The 16,941-nt window shown below is 33.1% G+C and carries 16 protein-coding genes; 6 read left to right on the top strand and 10 right to left on the bottom strand.

Annotation, left to right across the window (positions count from 1 at the left end; all coding sequences use genetic code 11):
* Position 1: 1 nt before the first annotated feature.
* On the bottom strand, positions 2-811 hold the full coding sequence (locus C4S29_RS03950) for a class I SAM-dependent methyltransferase (protein WP_103912808.1): 810 nt from the start codon (positions 809-811) through the stop codon (positions 2-4).
* A 56-nt stretch (positions 812-867) separates the two neighbouring features.
* On the opposite strand from C4S29_RS03950, the gene C4S29_RS03945 reads away from it, so the two are divergent.
* From C4S29_RS03945 to serS, 5 genes are all read left to right on the top strand, one after another.
* Positions 868-1,992, top strand: a complete 1,125-nt coding sequence (locus C4S29_RS03945) for a glycosyltransferase family 4 protein (protein ID WP_103912807.1) — start codon at positions 868-870, stop codon at positions 1,990-1,992.
* Complete coding sequence (locus tag C4S29_RS03940; protein WP_103912806.1) at positions 1,992-3,629, top strand: asparagine synthase-related protein; 1,638 nt, start codon at positions 1,992-1,994, stop codon at positions 3,627-3,629. Before C4S29_RS03945 ends, C4S29_RS03940 begins: the two co-directional genes overlap by 1 nt.
* Before the next feature lie 2 nt (positions 3,630-3,631).
* Complete coding sequence (locus C4S29_RS03935) at positions 3,632-4,879, top strand: oligosaccharide flippase family protein (protein WP_103912805.1); 1,248 nt, start codon at positions 3,632-3,634, stop codon at positions 4,877-4,879.
* A 93-nt stretch (positions 4,880-4,972) separates the two neighbouring features.
* Positions 4,973-5,479, top strand: a complete 507-nt coding sequence (locus C4S29_RS03930) for a hypothetical protein (protein WP_103912804.1) — start codon at positions 4,973-4,975, stop codon at positions 5,477-5,479.
* Positions 5,480-5,532: 53 nt separating this feature from the next.
* Positions 5,533-6,801, top strand: a complete 1,269-nt coding sequence (gene serS / locus C4S29_RS03925) for a serine--tRNA ligase (RefSeq protein WP_103912803.1) — start codon at positions 5,533-5,535, stop codon at positions 6,799-6,801.
* 5 nt (positions 6,802-6,806) lie between these two features.
* On the opposite strand, the gene C4S29_RS03920 is transcribed toward serS, so the two are convergent.
* The 9 genes from C4S29_RS03920 to ccoS all read right to left on the bottom strand — a co-directional run bounded on the left by C4S29_RS03920 (position 6,807) and on the right by ccoS (position 14,721).
* The gene (locus C4S29_RS03920) at positions 6,807-7,586 is read right to left on the bottom strand and encodes a hypothetical protein (protein WP_146063251.1); all 780 of its coding nucleotides are present in this window, start codon (positions 7,584-7,586) and stop codon (positions 6,807-6,809) included.
* Positions 7,587-7,588: 2 nt separating this feature from the next.
* Positions 7,589-8,341, bottom strand: coding sequence for a hypothetical protein (locus tag C4S29_RS03915; RefSeq protein WP_103912801.1), 753 nt, complete (start codon positions 8,339-8,341; stop codon positions 7,589-7,591).
* A gap of 74 nt (positions 8,342-8,415) precedes the next feature.
* A complete protein-coding gene (locus C4S29_RS03910; protein ID WP_103912800.1) occupies positions 8,416-9,153 on the bottom strand; it encodes a sulfite exporter TauE/SafE family protein in 738 nt (245 codons plus the stop codon).
* Positions 9,144-9,599 (bottom strand): FixH family protein, encoded by a 456-nt coding sequence (locus C4S29_RS03905; RefSeq protein ID WP_103912799.1) that lies wholly within the window; start codon positions 9,597-9,599, stop codon positions 9,144-9,146. Before C4S29_RS03905 ends, C4S29_RS03910 begins: the two co-directional genes overlap by 10 nt.
* Positions 9,600-9,604: 5 nt before the next feature.
* Positions 9,605-11,056, bottom strand: coding sequence for a cytochrome c oxidase accessory protein CcoG (gene ccoG / locus C4S29_RS03900; protein WP_103912798.1), 1,452 nt, complete (start codon positions 11,054-11,056; stop codon positions 9,605-9,607).
* Between the two features lie 53 nt (positions 11,057-11,109).
* On the bottom strand, positions 11,110-11,988 hold the full coding sequence (locus C4S29_RS03895; RefSeq protein ID WP_103912797.1) for a c-type cytochrome: 879 nt from the start codon (positions 11,986-11,988) through the stop codon (positions 11,110-11,112).
* 6 nt (positions 11,989-11,994) lie between these two features.
* The gene (locus tag C4S29_RS03890; RefSeq protein ID WP_103912796.1) at positions 11,995-12,201 is read right to left on the bottom strand and encodes a cbb3-type cytochrome oxidase subunit 3; all 207 of its coding nucleotides are present in this window, start codon (positions 12,199-12,201) and stop codon (positions 11,995-11,997) included.
* A 21-nt stretch (positions 12,202-12,222) separates the two neighbouring features.
* Positions 12,223-14,505: a cytochrome-c oxidase, cbb3-type subunit I gene (gene ccoN / locus C4S29_RS03885; protein ID WP_103912795.1), complete on the bottom strand. Its 2,283-nt coding sequence runs from the start codon at positions 14,503-14,505 to the stop codon at positions 12,223-12,225.
* Positions 14,506-14,514: 9 nt separating this feature from the next.
* Entirely contained in the window at positions 14,515-14,721 is a 207-nt protein-coding gene (ccoS, locus tag C4S29_RS03880; protein ID WP_103912794.1) for a cbb3-type cytochrome oxidase assembly protein CcoS, read from the bottom strand.
* A 174-nt stretch (positions 14,722-14,895) separates the two neighbouring features.
* Between ccoS and C4S29_RS03875 the strand changes: the two genes are divergently transcribed.
* Positions 14,896-16,929, top strand: coding sequence for a M13 family metallopeptidase (locus tag C4S29_RS03875; RefSeq protein WP_103912793.1), 2,034 nt, complete (start codon positions 14,896-14,898; stop codon positions 16,927-16,929).
* The last annotated feature ends 12 nt before the right edge of the window (positions 16,930-16,941 follow it).

The following is a 16,941-nucleotide window of genomic DNA, read 5'->3' as shown; positions in this document are numbered from 1 at the left end:
TTTATTTAAAATCTTTTTCATTGAAGCGGACTTCAAATAAACTTTTCGGGATTTCCATTTCGTCAAACGTTGAACTTTGAATTTTTTCTTTAATAAAAACCGCACATAAGGTATTTTTCGGATGGTAAAGCCATTTTCGATTTTCTATTCCCACGCCATCTAAAATTGCCCTGAAGACTTCAAACCTTATTTTCTGTGGATTATAGGCGTAATCATGCCAAACCACAATCGTATTTTCGTGAGTTAGATGCTGAAAAACTTTTTTGGTGTCATTTAAAACCATCTCATAAGAATGATCGCCATCAATGAAAATTAAATCATATTTCTTGTCGAGTCCTGCGAAATTAAAATCTTTGCTATTGCCATCCAGATGAAGAATTTTGTCATTCTTTTTTGAAAGTATTCCGTGCTGTTCAGCATATTTTGCTCTCCAACCCAAAGCTTTCATTTCTTGTTCGGATAAATTCATCGTGGTGCAATCATCAATTTCTTTTGAAACATTATACACACTTTCTCCCCTCCAAGTACCAATTTCGAAATATGAATTCACATTTTCTCTCCCGGCGAGCGCCTTTAGCAAATGTAAATCCATTATTAGTGAACTACCATCATTTAGGAAACTTTCAATTGGCGGCGCACTTTTTTGCTGCAAGTCTTTTATTTCAATTTGCGGTAAAGCGACAAAATTGCCGTACTTTTGTATGAATTTTTCTTGTTGTATTGCATTATTTGTGAGTGTGATGTTGATTAAGCTTGGTTCTTTAATTAATATTTTAATAAAAGACAGAATTTTTTTAAATTTAACAATCATTATTTTAAATTTTCATAAATAAGTGAGTTGCCAAAGATAGTACATATATAAAAATATTGAAAAGAAAAAAAATACTCTTCATTTCATCTTGGTTTCCGAATAAGTTGGAACCTACAAACGGCAATTTTGTGCAACGCCACGCTGAAGCCGCTGCGCTTTATAATGACGTGGAAATTCTGCATGCCATTGGCGACTTTAACCAAAAAGAAAAATTTTTATTTGATGATAAAATTGTGAACGGACTGCGCACGCTTATCGTTTACTATAAAAATTCTCGCAATCCTTTGCGTAATTTTCCGCGCCGGATGTTGGCATATAAAAAGGGTTTTGTTAAAATGCAGAAACCAGATTTAGTGCACGCGAATGTGTTGCACAATTCCATGTTTTTCGCAGTTTATCTTAAAAAAAAATATAAAATTCCGTTTGTAATTACCGAGCATTGGACGGCGCTCAGAGAAATTAATCAAAATAAAACACCATTTAAAATAAAAAAAACTGCGCAAATAATTGGCAACTGTGCAGATTATATTTTACCAGTTAGCCAAGATTTACTTAAAGGTTTAGAAAATTTGGGCATAAAAACCAAATTGAAAGTCATACCAAACCTAGTAGATACAAGTCTTTTTTTTCCTAAAAAAAACGAAAATCCAGAATTTACTTTTATTCATATTTCAAACTTAATTCCTAGAAAAAACGCCGATAAAATATTAAATTCTACTTTAAATATATTAAAATTAGGATACAAAGTAAAATTAAAAATTGGTGGAGACGGTGACTATTCTAAATTACTAGAAACAGTAGAAAAGTCTGAATTTAAGGATAAAATAGAAGTATTTGGCACGCAAACTTTACCCCAAGTTGCAGACAAGATGAAAAATGCAGACTGTTTTATTTTATTTAGTGAAGATGAGAATCAACCCTGTGTTATTGCTGAAGCGTTTGCTAGTGGCATAAAAGTAATTTCTACAAATGTGGGTGGGATATCTGAATTTTTTCCTGAAGATTTTGGCATACTTTTGCAGAATAGCGATGAATCTGGACTTGAAGCGGCGATGATAGAGATACTTAAGCAGCCTAAAAATGAATTTCAAAATAAAATGCAAGAATATGCTAAATTTACTTTTTCAATCGAAACAATAGCAAGAGAATTTTCAGAAATTTATGAACAGGTTTTAAAGTAATGACAGGCTTTTCTATACATTTATTTAAAAATGAAGTTTCAATTTCCACAAATTTTCCCGTGGGAAATGATAGTTTTTTAATTGATAATGAAGATTTTAAAATTGGTATCGAAGGTTTAATATTAAATAAAACGCAACTTCTTAATTCAAAATCCATAGATTTTCATAGATTTTTTTTAGAACTCATTAAAACTAAAAACGTAAAAGCAATTGAAGTTTTAGAGGGTGAATTTCGAGGATTTATTTGGAATAAAAGGGCGAAAGAAATTTTAGTTTTCACCAATCCAACGTCCACTCAACGCTTGTTTTATACAAAAAAAGATGATCAAATTTTTATAGATTCTTCTTTGCTCCGTTTAGATAAAACCTTAAAATCACAAAATATTTTCTCTGAACCAAATATTGATGCGCTTTATCAAATTTTAGTTTGTATTAATATGTTGGAAGATTCTACGCCGCTAAAAGAGGTTTATAAATTAGAAGATGGTCATTTTCTAAAAATTAATATTGAAACTAATACTCTTGAAAAATCAGATTATTTCAATTTAAAAAACACCGCTTATTTCAAAGGTTCAGAGAAAGATGCGCTATTTGAAACCGATCGAATTTTTACTGAAGCCATAAAAATGGAATATGAAAAAGATTTAGAATATGGTTCTATTTCGCTTTCCCTTCTGAGCGGCGGTTTAGACAGTAGAGTAGCGCTACTTTATGCTTTAAAAAACAATTATAAAACCTCTGCGTTCTGTTTTTCGCAATCAGGCTATTTGGATGAAACAATTTCAAAAAAAATAGCCAAAGATTTTGAAATTCCCTATGAATTTGTGCCTTTAAATGGTGGAATTTTTTTAAAAAATATTGATGAACTTACCGCAATTTCGGAAGGAACTTGTCTTTTTACAGGCGGTATTCATGCGAATTACGCCATAGAAAAGCAACAAAAGAATGATTTCAAAATTTTCCACAGTGGGCAAATTGGTGATGGAATTTTAGGCGGATTTAATACAAAACCGTACAAATATAAGGGAGATCTCAAAAAGATAGTTTACAATGCTGAATTTTTGCCAAAAATTGAAGCCCATCTTCAGAATATTTTAAGAAATTATGAACGAGAAGAAATGTTTTATTTTAGAAATATTGCTTCTAACAGAACGGTTTTGGGCGCGCAGGTTTTTCAGAAAAAAGCCTATCAAACTTCGCCTTTTATGACAAAAGATTTTATAAAATTGGCGGTCAGTTTACCCGAAAATTGGAAAATTAATCAAAAATTTTATTTGAAATGGATTGCTGAATATTGCCCCAAATCTACGGAATATATTTGGGAAAGAACGTTGCTAAAGCCCAATGCAGCGTGGAAAACAAAGTTTGGAGATTATTATAAAAAAATAAAATACGATATTATTAAAGGTAAAATTCTGGGGAGAGAAGGTGAGATTAAAATGTGTCCGTATCAATTTTATTATGATAATAGTAAAGTTTTAAAAAATAGTTATGAAACTTATTTTTCTGAAAATCTGGAGCGTTTAAATGCGTTCCCAGAGTTGCAAAAAGATGTGCAAACCTTGTTTTTAAAAGAAGACTTTTATGCAAAAGCGCAAGCTGTAAATATTTTGTCTATTTTCAAACTCTATTTTTAAAGATGAAAAATCTACAGGCATTTCTTCGAAATTTCATCAGCAACCAAGGGCAATACGTTTTTTTTTCTCTTTTTATTGCGAAAGTTTGTGCTTTTGCAGGTTCTATTTTTACAATTCGTTTGCTTCCGATGGCAGAATTTGGAACTTTAAGTTTGGTAATTTCGGTTTTTAGCATTTTTGCTGCGTTCAATGGGATGGGCAGCCAGCAAAGTTTGCTGCGTTTCGGTTCTATGGAATCTGATAAGGTTTCTAGAGAAAAATTAACGAAATATTTGTTTAAATCTGGTTTCTATTATCAACTGTTACTCACTGTTATATTTTTGGGAACAGCCATTTTTTTTGTTTCGAAATATGAAGATATTATTTTAATTTTTATTTTTTTTGGGATTAGGCTTATTGGTTTTTATTTTTTAAGTCATATACAATCTGAACTTCGCATTAATGGCAAAAACCGCAGTTTTGCTTTAGTAAATAATGTCGTGAATATTTCTGGTTTGTTTTTTATTTTGTTTTTTACTTATTTTTTAGGATTAAAAGGCTATTTAGTTGCAGTCGCCATTTCGCCGTTTATCGCCTTGTTTTGGTATCAAAAAAGTGCTTTTAAATTTAAAGGTATTTCTGAAATTTTAAACAAAAAAGAAATTTGGAGTTATGGTTTTCATGCGTCTGGTACTGCTTTGATGAGCGATGCGCTTTTTTCTGCAGATATTTTACTTTTAGGTTTTATGATGAATGGCGATGCCGTTGCGCATTACAAAGTAGCGCTCTTAATTCCTGCAAATATCACGTTTTTGGCCGTTACTTTTATGCAAAGTGATTTTCCTGTATTGGCAAAAAATTATTCTAACAAAACATTTTTGAGCGATTATATTCGTAATTATTATAAAATTTTTATTCCGATTTGTATTTTAATATTTACGGTTGGGTTTTTATTTAGAGATTTTATTTTAAATTCTTTTTTCGGAAAAGAATATGCGGATAATGCAGTGCTTTTTTCTGTTTTTTTGTTTGTGTTTTGTTGCAATATGCTGTTTAGAAATCTTTTTGGGAATCTGCTTTCTGCCGTAGGAAAAATGAAAATTAACACTGTTGTGTCATTTTCTGCCTTAGTTTTAGTCACGATTTGTGGTTTTATTTTGGTACCGAAATATGGTATTTTGGGAATGGGTTTTAGCCTGGGGATTACACTTTTGTTTACAGGATTGGCGTCTATGATTTTCTTTTTTAATTATTTAAAAAAATTGCGTTAGTTTTAAAATTGGTTTTATTTTTTATAATAATTTTTATAAAACAATTCTGAATTCAATTTTATTTCCTTTCAAAATAAAATTATCTTTGCACCAATGAAAAATGTATTTTTTATTTTGATGATTATTGGTTTCGCTGCTTTTTCTTGCCGCGGAAATGAAGAAGATGTGCAGAATATCGATCAGGTGGTGAATCTCTATATTAAAGATGCTACAGGTAAAGATTTATTGAACTCTAAACTTACTGGATCGTTTTTTAGTGTGGCGTTAGTAGATTTAAACGCCGAGAGAGACAATGTCCCGATCAGTTCTTTTTCACTTCTGAAAGATGCAGATACCGTAAATTATATAGATTATGCTGCAGGAGCAGTTCGTATTTTGACGGATTCTGTGAGTGCCACAAATAAGACTTACGAGTCTGATTTTTATATTAATTTAACGAAAAAGATAGATTCGGTAAATTCTACACTAGATACAGACACAGTTAAAATAGAATATTCGTGGTCGCCGACGTTATTTCAGATTTCAAAATTGTATTACAATGGAAAGTTGAAATTTACAAAAGTGGCAGGCGAGCCAAACGTAGTTACAATTATTAAATAAATTTAAAAAAAGGGATTTAATTTTAATTAAATTCAACACAAATATTACCATTTATGTTACAGGTTAGTTTTTTAAAAGAGCAAAAAGAAAAAGTTTTAGAAGGTTTAAAAAAGAGAAATTTCAAAGATTTAAACTTGGTTGATGATGCCATTAATTTAGATTCAGAAAGAAAATCTACCCAATCCGAGTTAGATGGAAATCTTGCGGAAATGAATAAAATTTCCAAAGAAATTGGGATTTTAATGAAAAATGGTAAGAAAGATGAAGCAGAAAATGCAAAAATAAAAACAGCCGATTTCAAAGAAAAAATAGGTATCTATCAGCAAAAATTAAAAGATATTGAGCAAAAATTATTAGATGTTTTATACCAGATACCAAATATTCCTTTTGAAAAAGTGAAGGCTGGAAGTTCTGAGACGGATAACGAAATTATTTTCCAATCTCAAGAAGTGAAAGCTTTAGGAGAAGGCGCAATTCCGCATTGGGAATTGGCAAAACAATTTAATATTATAGATTTCGAACTCGGTGTAAAAATTGCGGGAGCCGGTTTTCCCGTTTATTTGGGAAAGGGCGCGAGATTACAACGTAGTTTGGTGCAATATTTTTTAGATAAAAATACGGAAGCAGGCTATTTAGAAGTAAATCCGCCGCACGTGGTAAATGAAGCGTCTGGCTACGGAACGGGTCAATTGCCGGATAAAGAAGGGCAAATGTATTTTATAAATGAAGATAATTTATATTTAATTCCCACAGCAGAAGTTCCGGTGACGAATATTTACCGCGATATGATTGTTGATGAAAAGGATTTGCCTATAAAAATGACAGCTTTTTCCCAATGTTACCGAAGAGAAGCGGGAAGTTATGGCGCACATGTTCGAGGTTTGAACCGCTTGCATCAATTTGAAAAGGTAGAAATTGTGCGTTTAGAAAAACCTGAAAATTCTTACGCAGCATTAGAAGGAATGGTGAAACACGTGCAAAGTATTTTGGAAGATTTAGAATTGCCATATAGAATTCTTCGTCTTTGTGGCGGCGATACAGGTTTTGCGGCAGCAATGACGTATGATTTTGAAGTTTGGAGTGCCGCACAAGAAAAATGGTTAGAAGTTTCTTCGGTTTCAAATTTTGAAACCTTCCAGGCGAATCGTCTAAAATGCCGTTTTAAAAGTGATGGAAAAACGCAATTGGTGCATACATTAAATGGTTCTGCAATGGCTTTACCGAGAATAATGGCGGCTTTGTTAGAGAATAATCAAACAGAAAAAGGCATTAGAATACCTCCAAAAATTGCAGCTTATACGAAGTTTGAGTTTTTGGATTAATATTTTTATTCCGTCGTAATAATTACTTCCTTATCGTGATTCGCATTTTGATATTTTTCGCTGTAAAAATCGGATAATTTATAATTTATAAGAACAGTGTAATCATCTTTTTTGCTGATCCACGGATGATTTCCTTTTATGGATTTTATCTTTTTATCAAATTTTAGAATGTTCGTGTAATTAATTTCAAAAATTTTTGATATCGCTCTAATTTGTACTTCATTTGTTTTTACATCTGATTTAGCAAAAGTGTCATCGAAAAATTTTGTAATTTCTTCGGAGACTAATTTGTTTGTATCAATTGTTAATTGGTTGCCATTAAATTTTGTTAACTGTGCGTTTGGATAACTGAATCCAAAGTTTTGAGTAGAAAAAAAATATTTCAGCAGTTCCATTTCTTTAGCATTTAAGTTCTGGTATTTTAAAGAAATTCCACTTAGATCCTTTTCCAAATAGTTTGTTTTTATAAATATTTTCTTCATTAAATCAAGCGTATCACTTGGCGTGGAGAAGTCGACTTTGTCTTCACCAAACATTTTGGTTGCTGCCACATCAAAACTTATCCAGTCTGTTGGTATTTTTTTTAATTTTTCTACTGTATCGGCAAAGGCAGCCTCAGAATTTGGAGCAAATGCTTTGGATAAAGCTAGAAATTGAGTAAAGTCCAAATCTGTGGTACTACTTTGCGTTTCATCTTTATGAAAAGAAGTAGTAGAGTTGGTAGTACATGAAAAAAGTAATGTGGATAGCGAAAGTAAAACTATGTACTTACAAAAATTTCTCATTATTATTTAGTTGTAATTATAATTTTCGGATCACTATTTTTTAATTTGGAGTCTGGATCTATTATTTTAGAAAGATCTATGTTCAAAAGTATAGTATGATCATCTTTTTGCGAAATCCAATCGTGTTTTCCTTCTATTTTTGCTATTTTTTGGTCAAATCTGATGGTGTTTGTATAGTTCATTTTAAACATTTGCAGCATAGATTTCATTTGCGCCATTTCTTCTTTTCCTTCTGATTTTGAATCTTTCATCAAGTTTTCAGGGTTTAATTGATCTAAAATTATAACCAATTTTTTTCCATCCCATTCCATGAAATCTACCGAAGAAAATGGGTCTTTATTTTTAGAATTGAGTTTAGATAATATTTTTAGTTCTTCGTTTGCAAGATGATCATATTTAAGAGAAAAACCATTCATTTCGCCGTTTTCATCTAGGTTTTGTTTGGTGAAAACTTTCTTCATAACTTCGGCAGAGTCGCCAACTGCGTCATATTGTTGCCCTTTTTTTTCTGCTGCATTTTTTTCAACAGTGTATAGGCTTTCCCAAGTTTTTGGATATTTAGAAAAATCGATTGGGCTTTTGGTGGTTGAAGAGTCACCCATGTTTTTTAGCATATCTAGGGCTTCTTTCATGTTCATCGTCATTAACATGCTAGACGTTGCGTCTTTATGATACGTGTTTTCTGCTGTGATGGAGCAGGATTGTAGCAGAGTAAGTAGTGTGATTGCGAAAGGAAGTAAATATTTTATTTTCATTTTTTATTAATTTATATAAAATTAATAAAAAATTTATAAGCAGCAATCTTTAATTTTGGATATTCAAATGAAATTTAATGACAACTAGAATGATCCATATCCATTTTCATGGGAGAATTGTGTATTTGTAGTGAATTTGCAGGCGGTGAAAGAAAGGGAATTCCTAATTCTAAACCTCTAAGAATGAACAAGCCACCTAAAATAATCATCACAATTGGGATTAGTTTTAAAACTTTGATTCTAAATGCAGTCGTCATTAAGTTTCCTAATAATACAACAGCAAACATAAATGGTATGGTTCCTAAGCCGAAAAGTGCCATAAAGATTGCGCTTTGCATAATTCCACCCGCGGCTAATGATGCCGTTAATGCCATATAAACCATTCCGCAAGGGAGAAATCCGTTTAGAATGCCCGTTAAATATCTTGATTTGTAATCTGCTTTTTGCAATAATTTGCCCAAATTCATTTTTACTCTAAACAAAAATTTCGATAAAAAAGGAATTTTTGCTGCGAAATCTTTTCCACCAAAAGAAAATAAGGCCATTATGATTAATAGAATTCCTACTAAAATGGTAAGGTAAGATTGGAAGCCTGCAAATTTAAAACTTTGCCCCACAATTCCTAAAACAGCACCCATAAAGGAGTAGGTGGTAACTCTACCCAATTGATAAGTTAGATTTTGGAGATAATAATTAGTGGCTTGTTTTTTGGTTAAACCCATTGAGAGTGCAATAGGGCCGCACATTCCGATACAATGAAATCCTGATGCGAAACCTAAGGCCAATGCAGAAAAAATTAGTGCTATTTCCATAATACGTCGTAATCTACTTGGTAATTTTTCTTATCCACAATCCATTTTACTTTTAAAGTGTAAGATCCTGCTATTAATATTTTTGCAGGTATAGTAAATGAATGGTTGTTCGAAAGTTCTACATCCTTTTTTACATCGAGGTTGGCATCATTTGTTCGGAAAAGTATAAAATGAACTTTGCCATCGTTGGGTTTAATGTCTGCGGGAAACGTGAGTGTTATACCATGAATGTTTTGCTCAAAAGCAGGTTTTGCGGGCAATTTATCTGCGTTATTTTTTGCGTTGATGACATCTTGGTAAACCAATTCATCTTCATAATAATGATCTGAAACCACTTCTGCATTTTGCTGACCACGTGTGAATACTAGAATCATAAACATTATGAAAATAATAAAGGATGCCAAAGCTAAAATTACACCATGTCCCCAGTTGAATTTTTTAAACATAATTTTTAAAATTGCATTTTAAATGGTCCTTCAAAATAAGTTTTGAAGCTGTCTAAAAGTTTACCATCTTTATCGTATACGCCAATAGTAATATTTTGTTTAGATGCTGTAATTTCTTTTTCTGGGAAACCTACATTAATAGAACCTTTAGATATTTTGTCTTTTTTTAATAGAATATTTTCGGTATTGCCAAAACTAACAACGCCGTTTTTTGGTGCAATAATTTTGATGGTTACAATTTGATCTTTATTGGCTTTGTTTAAAAAAGTGTAATTATAGGTATTGCTAATCTGCCCATCACGAATGAAATAACTAGATCCTGCGGGTTTTATAAATTTGGCTTCCATATCACCTCGGCTAGATAGTAAAAATCCTAAAAATCCGATAAGCAAGAGTAATACAGCGGTGTAAGCTTTCATTCTGTTAGAAAATGTGAAAGGTTTACCCTCTTCAATTTCTTCTTCTGTAGCATAGCGAATTAATCCTAATGGAAGTCCTACTTTTGCCATTACATCATCGCAAGCATCAATACATGCTGTGCAATTAATACATTCTAATTGTTGCCCATCTCTAATATCTATTCCTGTGGGGCAAACGACTACACATTGGTTACAATCTATACAATCTCCTTTTCCCTCTGCTTTTCTATCTTCATTTTTTCGCCAAGATGAACGGTTTTCGCCTCTTTTGAAGTCGTAATATACGTTGATAGTTTGCTTATCAATCAAAACACCTTGCAGTCTTCCATAAGGACAAACCAAGGTACAAACTTGCTCTCTAAACCAGGCAAAAACGAAATAGAAGGCTGCTGTAAATAAAATCATGACCAAGAAATTGGTTGGATTTTGGATTGGGCCTTCTTTCATAATGCGGAATACTTCTTTGTAACCCACAATATACATGAACATTAAATGAGAAATGACTAAAGAAATAAGAACATAAATACCCCATTTCAGGCCTCGTTTGAGTATTTTTTCAGAGTTCCATTCTTGTTTATCTAGTTTTATTTGTTTGTTTCTGTCGCCTTCAATAAGGTATTCTATTTTCCGAAAGACCATTTCCATAAAAATGGTTTGTGGGCAAACCCAGCCACAAAAAATTCTTCCAAAAACTACTGTGAATAGAATGACAAAGACGATTGCAGTAATTGAACCTAAAGCAAGTATAAAGAAATCTTGCACATAAAAAGGCTGGCCAATTATGAAAAATTGTCGATCTAAAATATTAAATAAAAAGAATGGATTACCATTAATCGTAACAAAAGGCATGGCAAAAAAAACAATTAGCAAAAAATAGGCAACAATATTTCTATAGTTGGTGAATTTGCCTGAAGGTTTACGGGGGAAAACCCACTTTCTTTTACCCGAGACTTCCATAGTACCTACGGAATCGCGGAAAGTTTCGGCTTCTATAACTTGCCCTTGTCCGCCTTTGTATTCTTTTTCTGGATCGGTCATAAATGTACCGTATTAATTATTATTAATAATAAATTCGGTTTTAGTTTTTATTGTTATTTTTCCCAATGGGCTTCTGTTCCTTGTGGAGCAGCGCCGCCTTCAGCAACTGTGATTGGTGGTTGCTCTTGGTTGATGTGATACACATACGCAGCCACATTTTGGATATCGTTACCAGAAACTACACCATTTTTGCCCCATGCTTGCATTGTAGGATTGTTTGGTGAACCATTTTCCACCATCCAGAAAACGTTTTTAAATAGGGTTTTTTCGGGTTGGTTGATCCAATATTTATCTGTTAAATTAGGGCCAATACCACCTCTTCCACCTTCGCCATGGCAGGTAACGCAGTTAGTTTGGAAAACTTCTTTTCCAGCTTCAACATTATCTTCAGAGAATACAGCAGTTTCTAATGTGGCTTGTGGGACATTTTTCATATATTCTGCAACAGCAGCAGTTTGCATTTTGTATTCGTCATCATATTCCTTTACTGGGTGCGCAAAATCTGTCAACCAAAACGAAGCCATGTAGATGGCGCAAAAAGCACAACCAAAATAAAATAGACCTAGCCACCATTTCGGTAGTTGATTGTCGAGTTCCATAATACCATCGAAGCCATGATCTATTAAAATATCTTTTTCTTCGGAAACCGATTGTTTTTTGAAAGCACTTTCATATAATGCTTTAAAGTACGGTTTAGATTTTTCTTCTAAATATGCACTTTTTTCAGCTTCAGATAATTTCAAAAATTTTTGATTTTCAACTAAATCGCCGATTGAGTTTTGAATCATGACTATAATGACACAAATAAAAACTGTGCCCCAAAAGAGTGGAGAAGTTAAATAGGTGAAATTTTGAACGAATAAATAATATGCGACTATAATAATTAGCAATACTGCTAAAATGGTAATTGATACCGGATTTCTTTTTTTCATAATGGCTTAATTTTTTTTAAAAAATGGGTCATTTTCTTCAATATCATCTTGTAGTGGAGCGTTGGCTTCTTCCTCATAGTGTTTTTTAGATCTAGAGAAAACATAAACTAACAACCCAACAAAACAGGCAAGAAAAATAAACATTGCAATAGTTTGGTACAAACCAACATGCTCACCGTTTGATAATATATCTTTAAAATTTTGTGGTACCATAAGTTCTTTCTTCCTGAAAGTTTATTTTATACTAGCTGTTTTAACTTCCGTTGTTTTAATATCTGTTCCTAATCTTTGTAAATAGGCGATAACTGCAACAATTTCTCTTTTTTCTAAAGGTACAAATTTACTTCCTTCTTCCGCTTTTCTTTTTGCAAATTCTTCTTTCACATCTGCTGCTTCACTGTAAATTTGTTTTACTATATGGTCTGATTGATGGTCTGCCCAAGCATTAGCAGTATCAATTTCTGCTTTAGTATAAGGCACGTCATAAACATCTTTCATGAACACTATTTTATCTACCAATTGGCTTCTATCTAAAGTATTAGCAATTAACCACGGAAACCTTGGCATAATAGAGCCAGCTGAAGTAACCCTTGGATTTAGCATATGCTTAAAATGCCATGAACTAGGTCTTACACCACCTTCTCTTTGCAAATCTGGACCTGTTCTTTTGGAACCCCAAAGGAATGGTCTATCATAGATAAATTCTCCTGCCTTTGAATATTGCCCGTTTTTACCATTAAAACGTACTACTTCATCTCTGAATGGGCGAATCATTTGCGAGTGACAAGCGTTACAACCTTCACGGATATAAATATCTCTTCCTTCTAATTCTAACGGACTATATGGTTTCACAGCGGAAATTGTTGGAACATTGGATTTGATTGTTAAAGTAGGAACAATTTCAAAGAAACCACCAATTGATACGGCAAACAAAGATAGCACTGTCAATAAAACTGGTATTCTTTCTATCCATAAATGGATGCCTTCGCCCTCTTTTCTTGAGTTTGAAATTCTAGCCAAAGCAGGTGCTTCAGCAGGTACATTTTTCTGAAAAGAACCTTGTCTTACAGTTGCAACAACATTCACACACATTAAAACTACACCCGAAATATAGAATAAACCACCTACAAATCTCATCTCATAATATGGGATAACAGCAGAAACAGTGTCTAACCAGTTTTTATATAAAAGTGTTCCATCTGGGTTAAATTGTTTCCACATCAATCCTTGTGTGAAACCAGAAATATACATCGGCACTACATAAAAAATAATACCCATAGTTCCCAACCAGAAGTGCCAGTTTGCTAACTTGGTTGACCACAATTTGGTTCTCCACATAATTGGTAAAAGATAATATATCATACCAAAAGTCATAAAACCATTCCATCCAAGTGCTCCAACGTGAACGTGACCAATTACCCAATCGGTAAAATGCCCAATTTTATTCAAAGTTTTTGTAGCTAATAATGGACCTTCGAAAGTCGCCATACCGTAACAAGTTAATGCCACAACAAAGAATTTTAACACCGGATTTTCTCGAACTTTATCCCAAGCGCCTCTTAAAGTTAAAAGTCCATTTAGCATTCCACCCCAAGATGGTGCTATCAACATAATTGAAAAACCTGTTGCTAAAGCTTGTGCCCATGCTGGAATTGCAGTGTATTGCAAATGGTGAGGACCAGCCCAAATATAAACGAAAATTAAAGACCAAAAGTGAATGATAGATAATTTATATGAAAAAACTGGACGGTCTGCGGCTTTTGGTAAAAAATAATACATCAAACCTAAAATAGGCGTCGTTAAAACAAATGCCACTGCATTATGTCCATACCACCACTGTACCAAAGCATCTTTCACACCAGCGTAGGCAGAGTAAGATTTCCAGCCACCAAAAGTTAAAGGCACTTCTAAATTATTGAAAACGTGAAGCATTGCAATCGCAACCCAAGTCCCAATGTAGAACCAGATTGCTACATACAAATGTCGAACTCGCCTTTTGGCAATGGTCGCGAACATATTTATTCCGAAAATAAGCCAAACGATTAAAATTAAAATATCAATTGGCCACTCGTGTTCTGCATATTCTTTTGAAGTATTGATGCCATACATAAATGTTACTAAAGATGAAACAATCATCAATTGCCACCCCCAGAAATGAACCCATGATAATGTGTCACTCCACATTCTGGTTTTCAATAATCTTTGAAGAGAATAATAGCCACCAGCAAAAAATCCATTCATTACGAAAGCAAAAATCACCGTGTTAGTATGCATCATTCTCAACCTACCATAACCAAATTTCCCTTGGGTAGCGATAAGTCCTTGCAGATGATTTCCAGAAAATAAACTTTTAATGGTTAAATCATCAGTCCCGAATAAAAATTCTGGCAATTCTGGGTAAAAAAGTAGCAAGGCAACCGTAAGGCCAATTAACATACCCAAAAGTCCGAAAACTACTGTCGCATATAGAAAAGCGCGTACAATGCCATTGTCATAACTAAATTTTTGTGTTTCCATAAATATCAATCACTTATTTTTTTTGTTTTCTAAAACTGATTCGGTGTTTTCATCAATTTTAGGCTCATCTTTTAATATCTCGTTTTCCATTAAAATTCGAACTGCGGGAGATTCATCATCTTCAAACTGTCCGTTTTTTGCACCAATTATAAATATAACCAAGAATACAACAGCAATAGAAACGCTGCAAATTATCATTAAGTATAGTATATCCATAATTGCTTACAAAAGTAGGAAGAATTATTTTTAAAAATATAATTTTTAAATGACTTTCGTCAGCAAACGTTAATTATTGTTAAAAGTAATTATTCATCCAGCAAATTTACTTAAAAATCAATTCGCTTTCGCAAACGTTTTGTAATTTAGAAAAATTTTAAATAAACGACTATTATGAAACCCCAAAACCATTTTCTAATTTTAATTTTAAGTCTCTTTTTTTTAGGTGCTTGCAAGAAAAAAGAAATTCCACCCGTAGATTTTCTATCTACAGACATAGATTCAACTGTAAGGCCAAACGATGATTTTTTTGATTACGCCAATGGTGGTTGGATTAAAAAACACCCAATTCCAGATCAATACAGCAGCAACGGAATTGGCAGATTGGTGATTGACGATTTACAAAAAAGATTAAAAACCATCAACGAAGAAGCCGTAAAAAATCCGAAAGATGATATTTCTAAAAAAATTGCCAATTTCTGGAAAAGTGGTTTAGATACTTTAAATATCGATAAAAGTGGTTTTGAACCTTTAAAAAATTATTTAGCCGAAATTGACGCCATCAATGATGAAAGTTCACTTTTAACAACCGCTGCAGATTTACAGAAAATTGGTGTTTCTACGCTTTTTAATGCTGGTGTGGCGCAAGATTCCAAAAAAAGTTCTGTGATGGCTTATAATATTGACCAGGGCGGTCTTGGCTTGCCAAATCGAGATTATTATTTTAATACCGATGCGCAAACCACGAAAGTGAGAAACCTTTATCCAAAACATATTCAGAGAATACTTGCGATGATTGGCCAAGATTCTGCAACTGCAAAAAAATCAGCCGAAAATACTTTCAATTTAGAAACTCAAATGGCAAAATCCAGCAGAAAATTAGAAGGTTTGCGTGATCCTTATAAAAACTACAACAAATACAAGATTGCAGATATTCAACCAAAATTAACACCAAATATTGATTGGGTCTCTTGGTTAAATCAAGCCGATGTAAAGAAAGTGGATAGCGTAATTATTGGGCAGCCAGAATATTTGAAATCTCTAAGTGGTTTATTAAAATCAACACCAATTGACGTTTGGAAAAACTACATGAAGTACCATTTAGTGTCAGAATTTGCTTCATATTTAAGCAAAAATTTTGATCAGGAAAATTTTGATTTTTATGGTAAAACTTTAAACGGTACCAAAAAACAGGAAGTTCGCTGGAAAAGAGTTTTAGGAACTGAAGAAAATGCAATCGGCGAGGCTTTAGGTCAGTTATTCGTAAAAGAAAACTTTGATGCGACTGCTAAAAAAAGATATGAAAATATTGTGGAAGAAATCCGTGGCGCTTTAAAAGAACGCATCCAAAAACTAGATTGGATGAGCCCAGAAACCAAAGTAAAGGCTTTAGATAAATTGGCCAAAATGAAGAAAAAAGTGGGCTATCCAGATAAGTGGAAAGATTTTTCTGCCATGGAAATTAAAGACCAACCTTATGTGTTAAACGTAATTGCAGCCAATAAATGGCAAAATAATTATGATTTAAATAAATTAGGAAAACCAGTAAATCGCGACGAATGGGAAATGACGCCACAAACGTACAACGCCTATTACAATCCGTCAAATAACGAAATCGTTTTACCAGCCGGAATTTTCATTGTTCCGGGCACAAAAGATGCGGATTTAGATGATGCTTTGGTTTATGGTTACGCCGCTGCTTCAACAATCGGCCACGAGATCACGCACGGTTTTGATGATGAAGGCAGACAGTTCGATGCGCAAGGAAATCTTAAAAATTGGTGGACGCCAGAAGATGTGGCGAAATTTAACAAAAGAGCAGATGTGATGGTTAATGAATTTAATCAATTTGAGCCAATTAAAGGCATTCACATCAATGGAAAAGCAACTTTGGGCGAAAATATTGCAGATTTAGGTGGCGTGCTTTTAGGTTGGGATGCGTTTACAAAAACCAAACAATATAAAGAAGGTAAAAAACTTCACGGGCAAACACCTGCGGAACGCTTTTTCTTGGGTTATTCTTTGGGTTGGCTTTATAATATCAGAAAAGAATCTTTGGCTCAAAGATTATTGACAGATGTTCATTCGCCCGCAAAATACCGTGTGAATGGACCTTTCCCGAATGTTGAAGCCTTCTACAAAACCTTTAATATTAAAAAAGGTGATAAAATGTATATTCCAGATTCTTTACGAGTAAAAATTTGGTAGAATATTTTAAAT

Source organism: Halpernia humi (genome assembly GCF_900108025.1).
GTDB lineage: Bacteria > Bacteroidota > Bacteroidia > Flavobacteriales > Weeksellaceae > Halpernia > Halpernia humi.
This window is presented reverse-complemented; position numbering and strand designations above follow the sequence as displayed.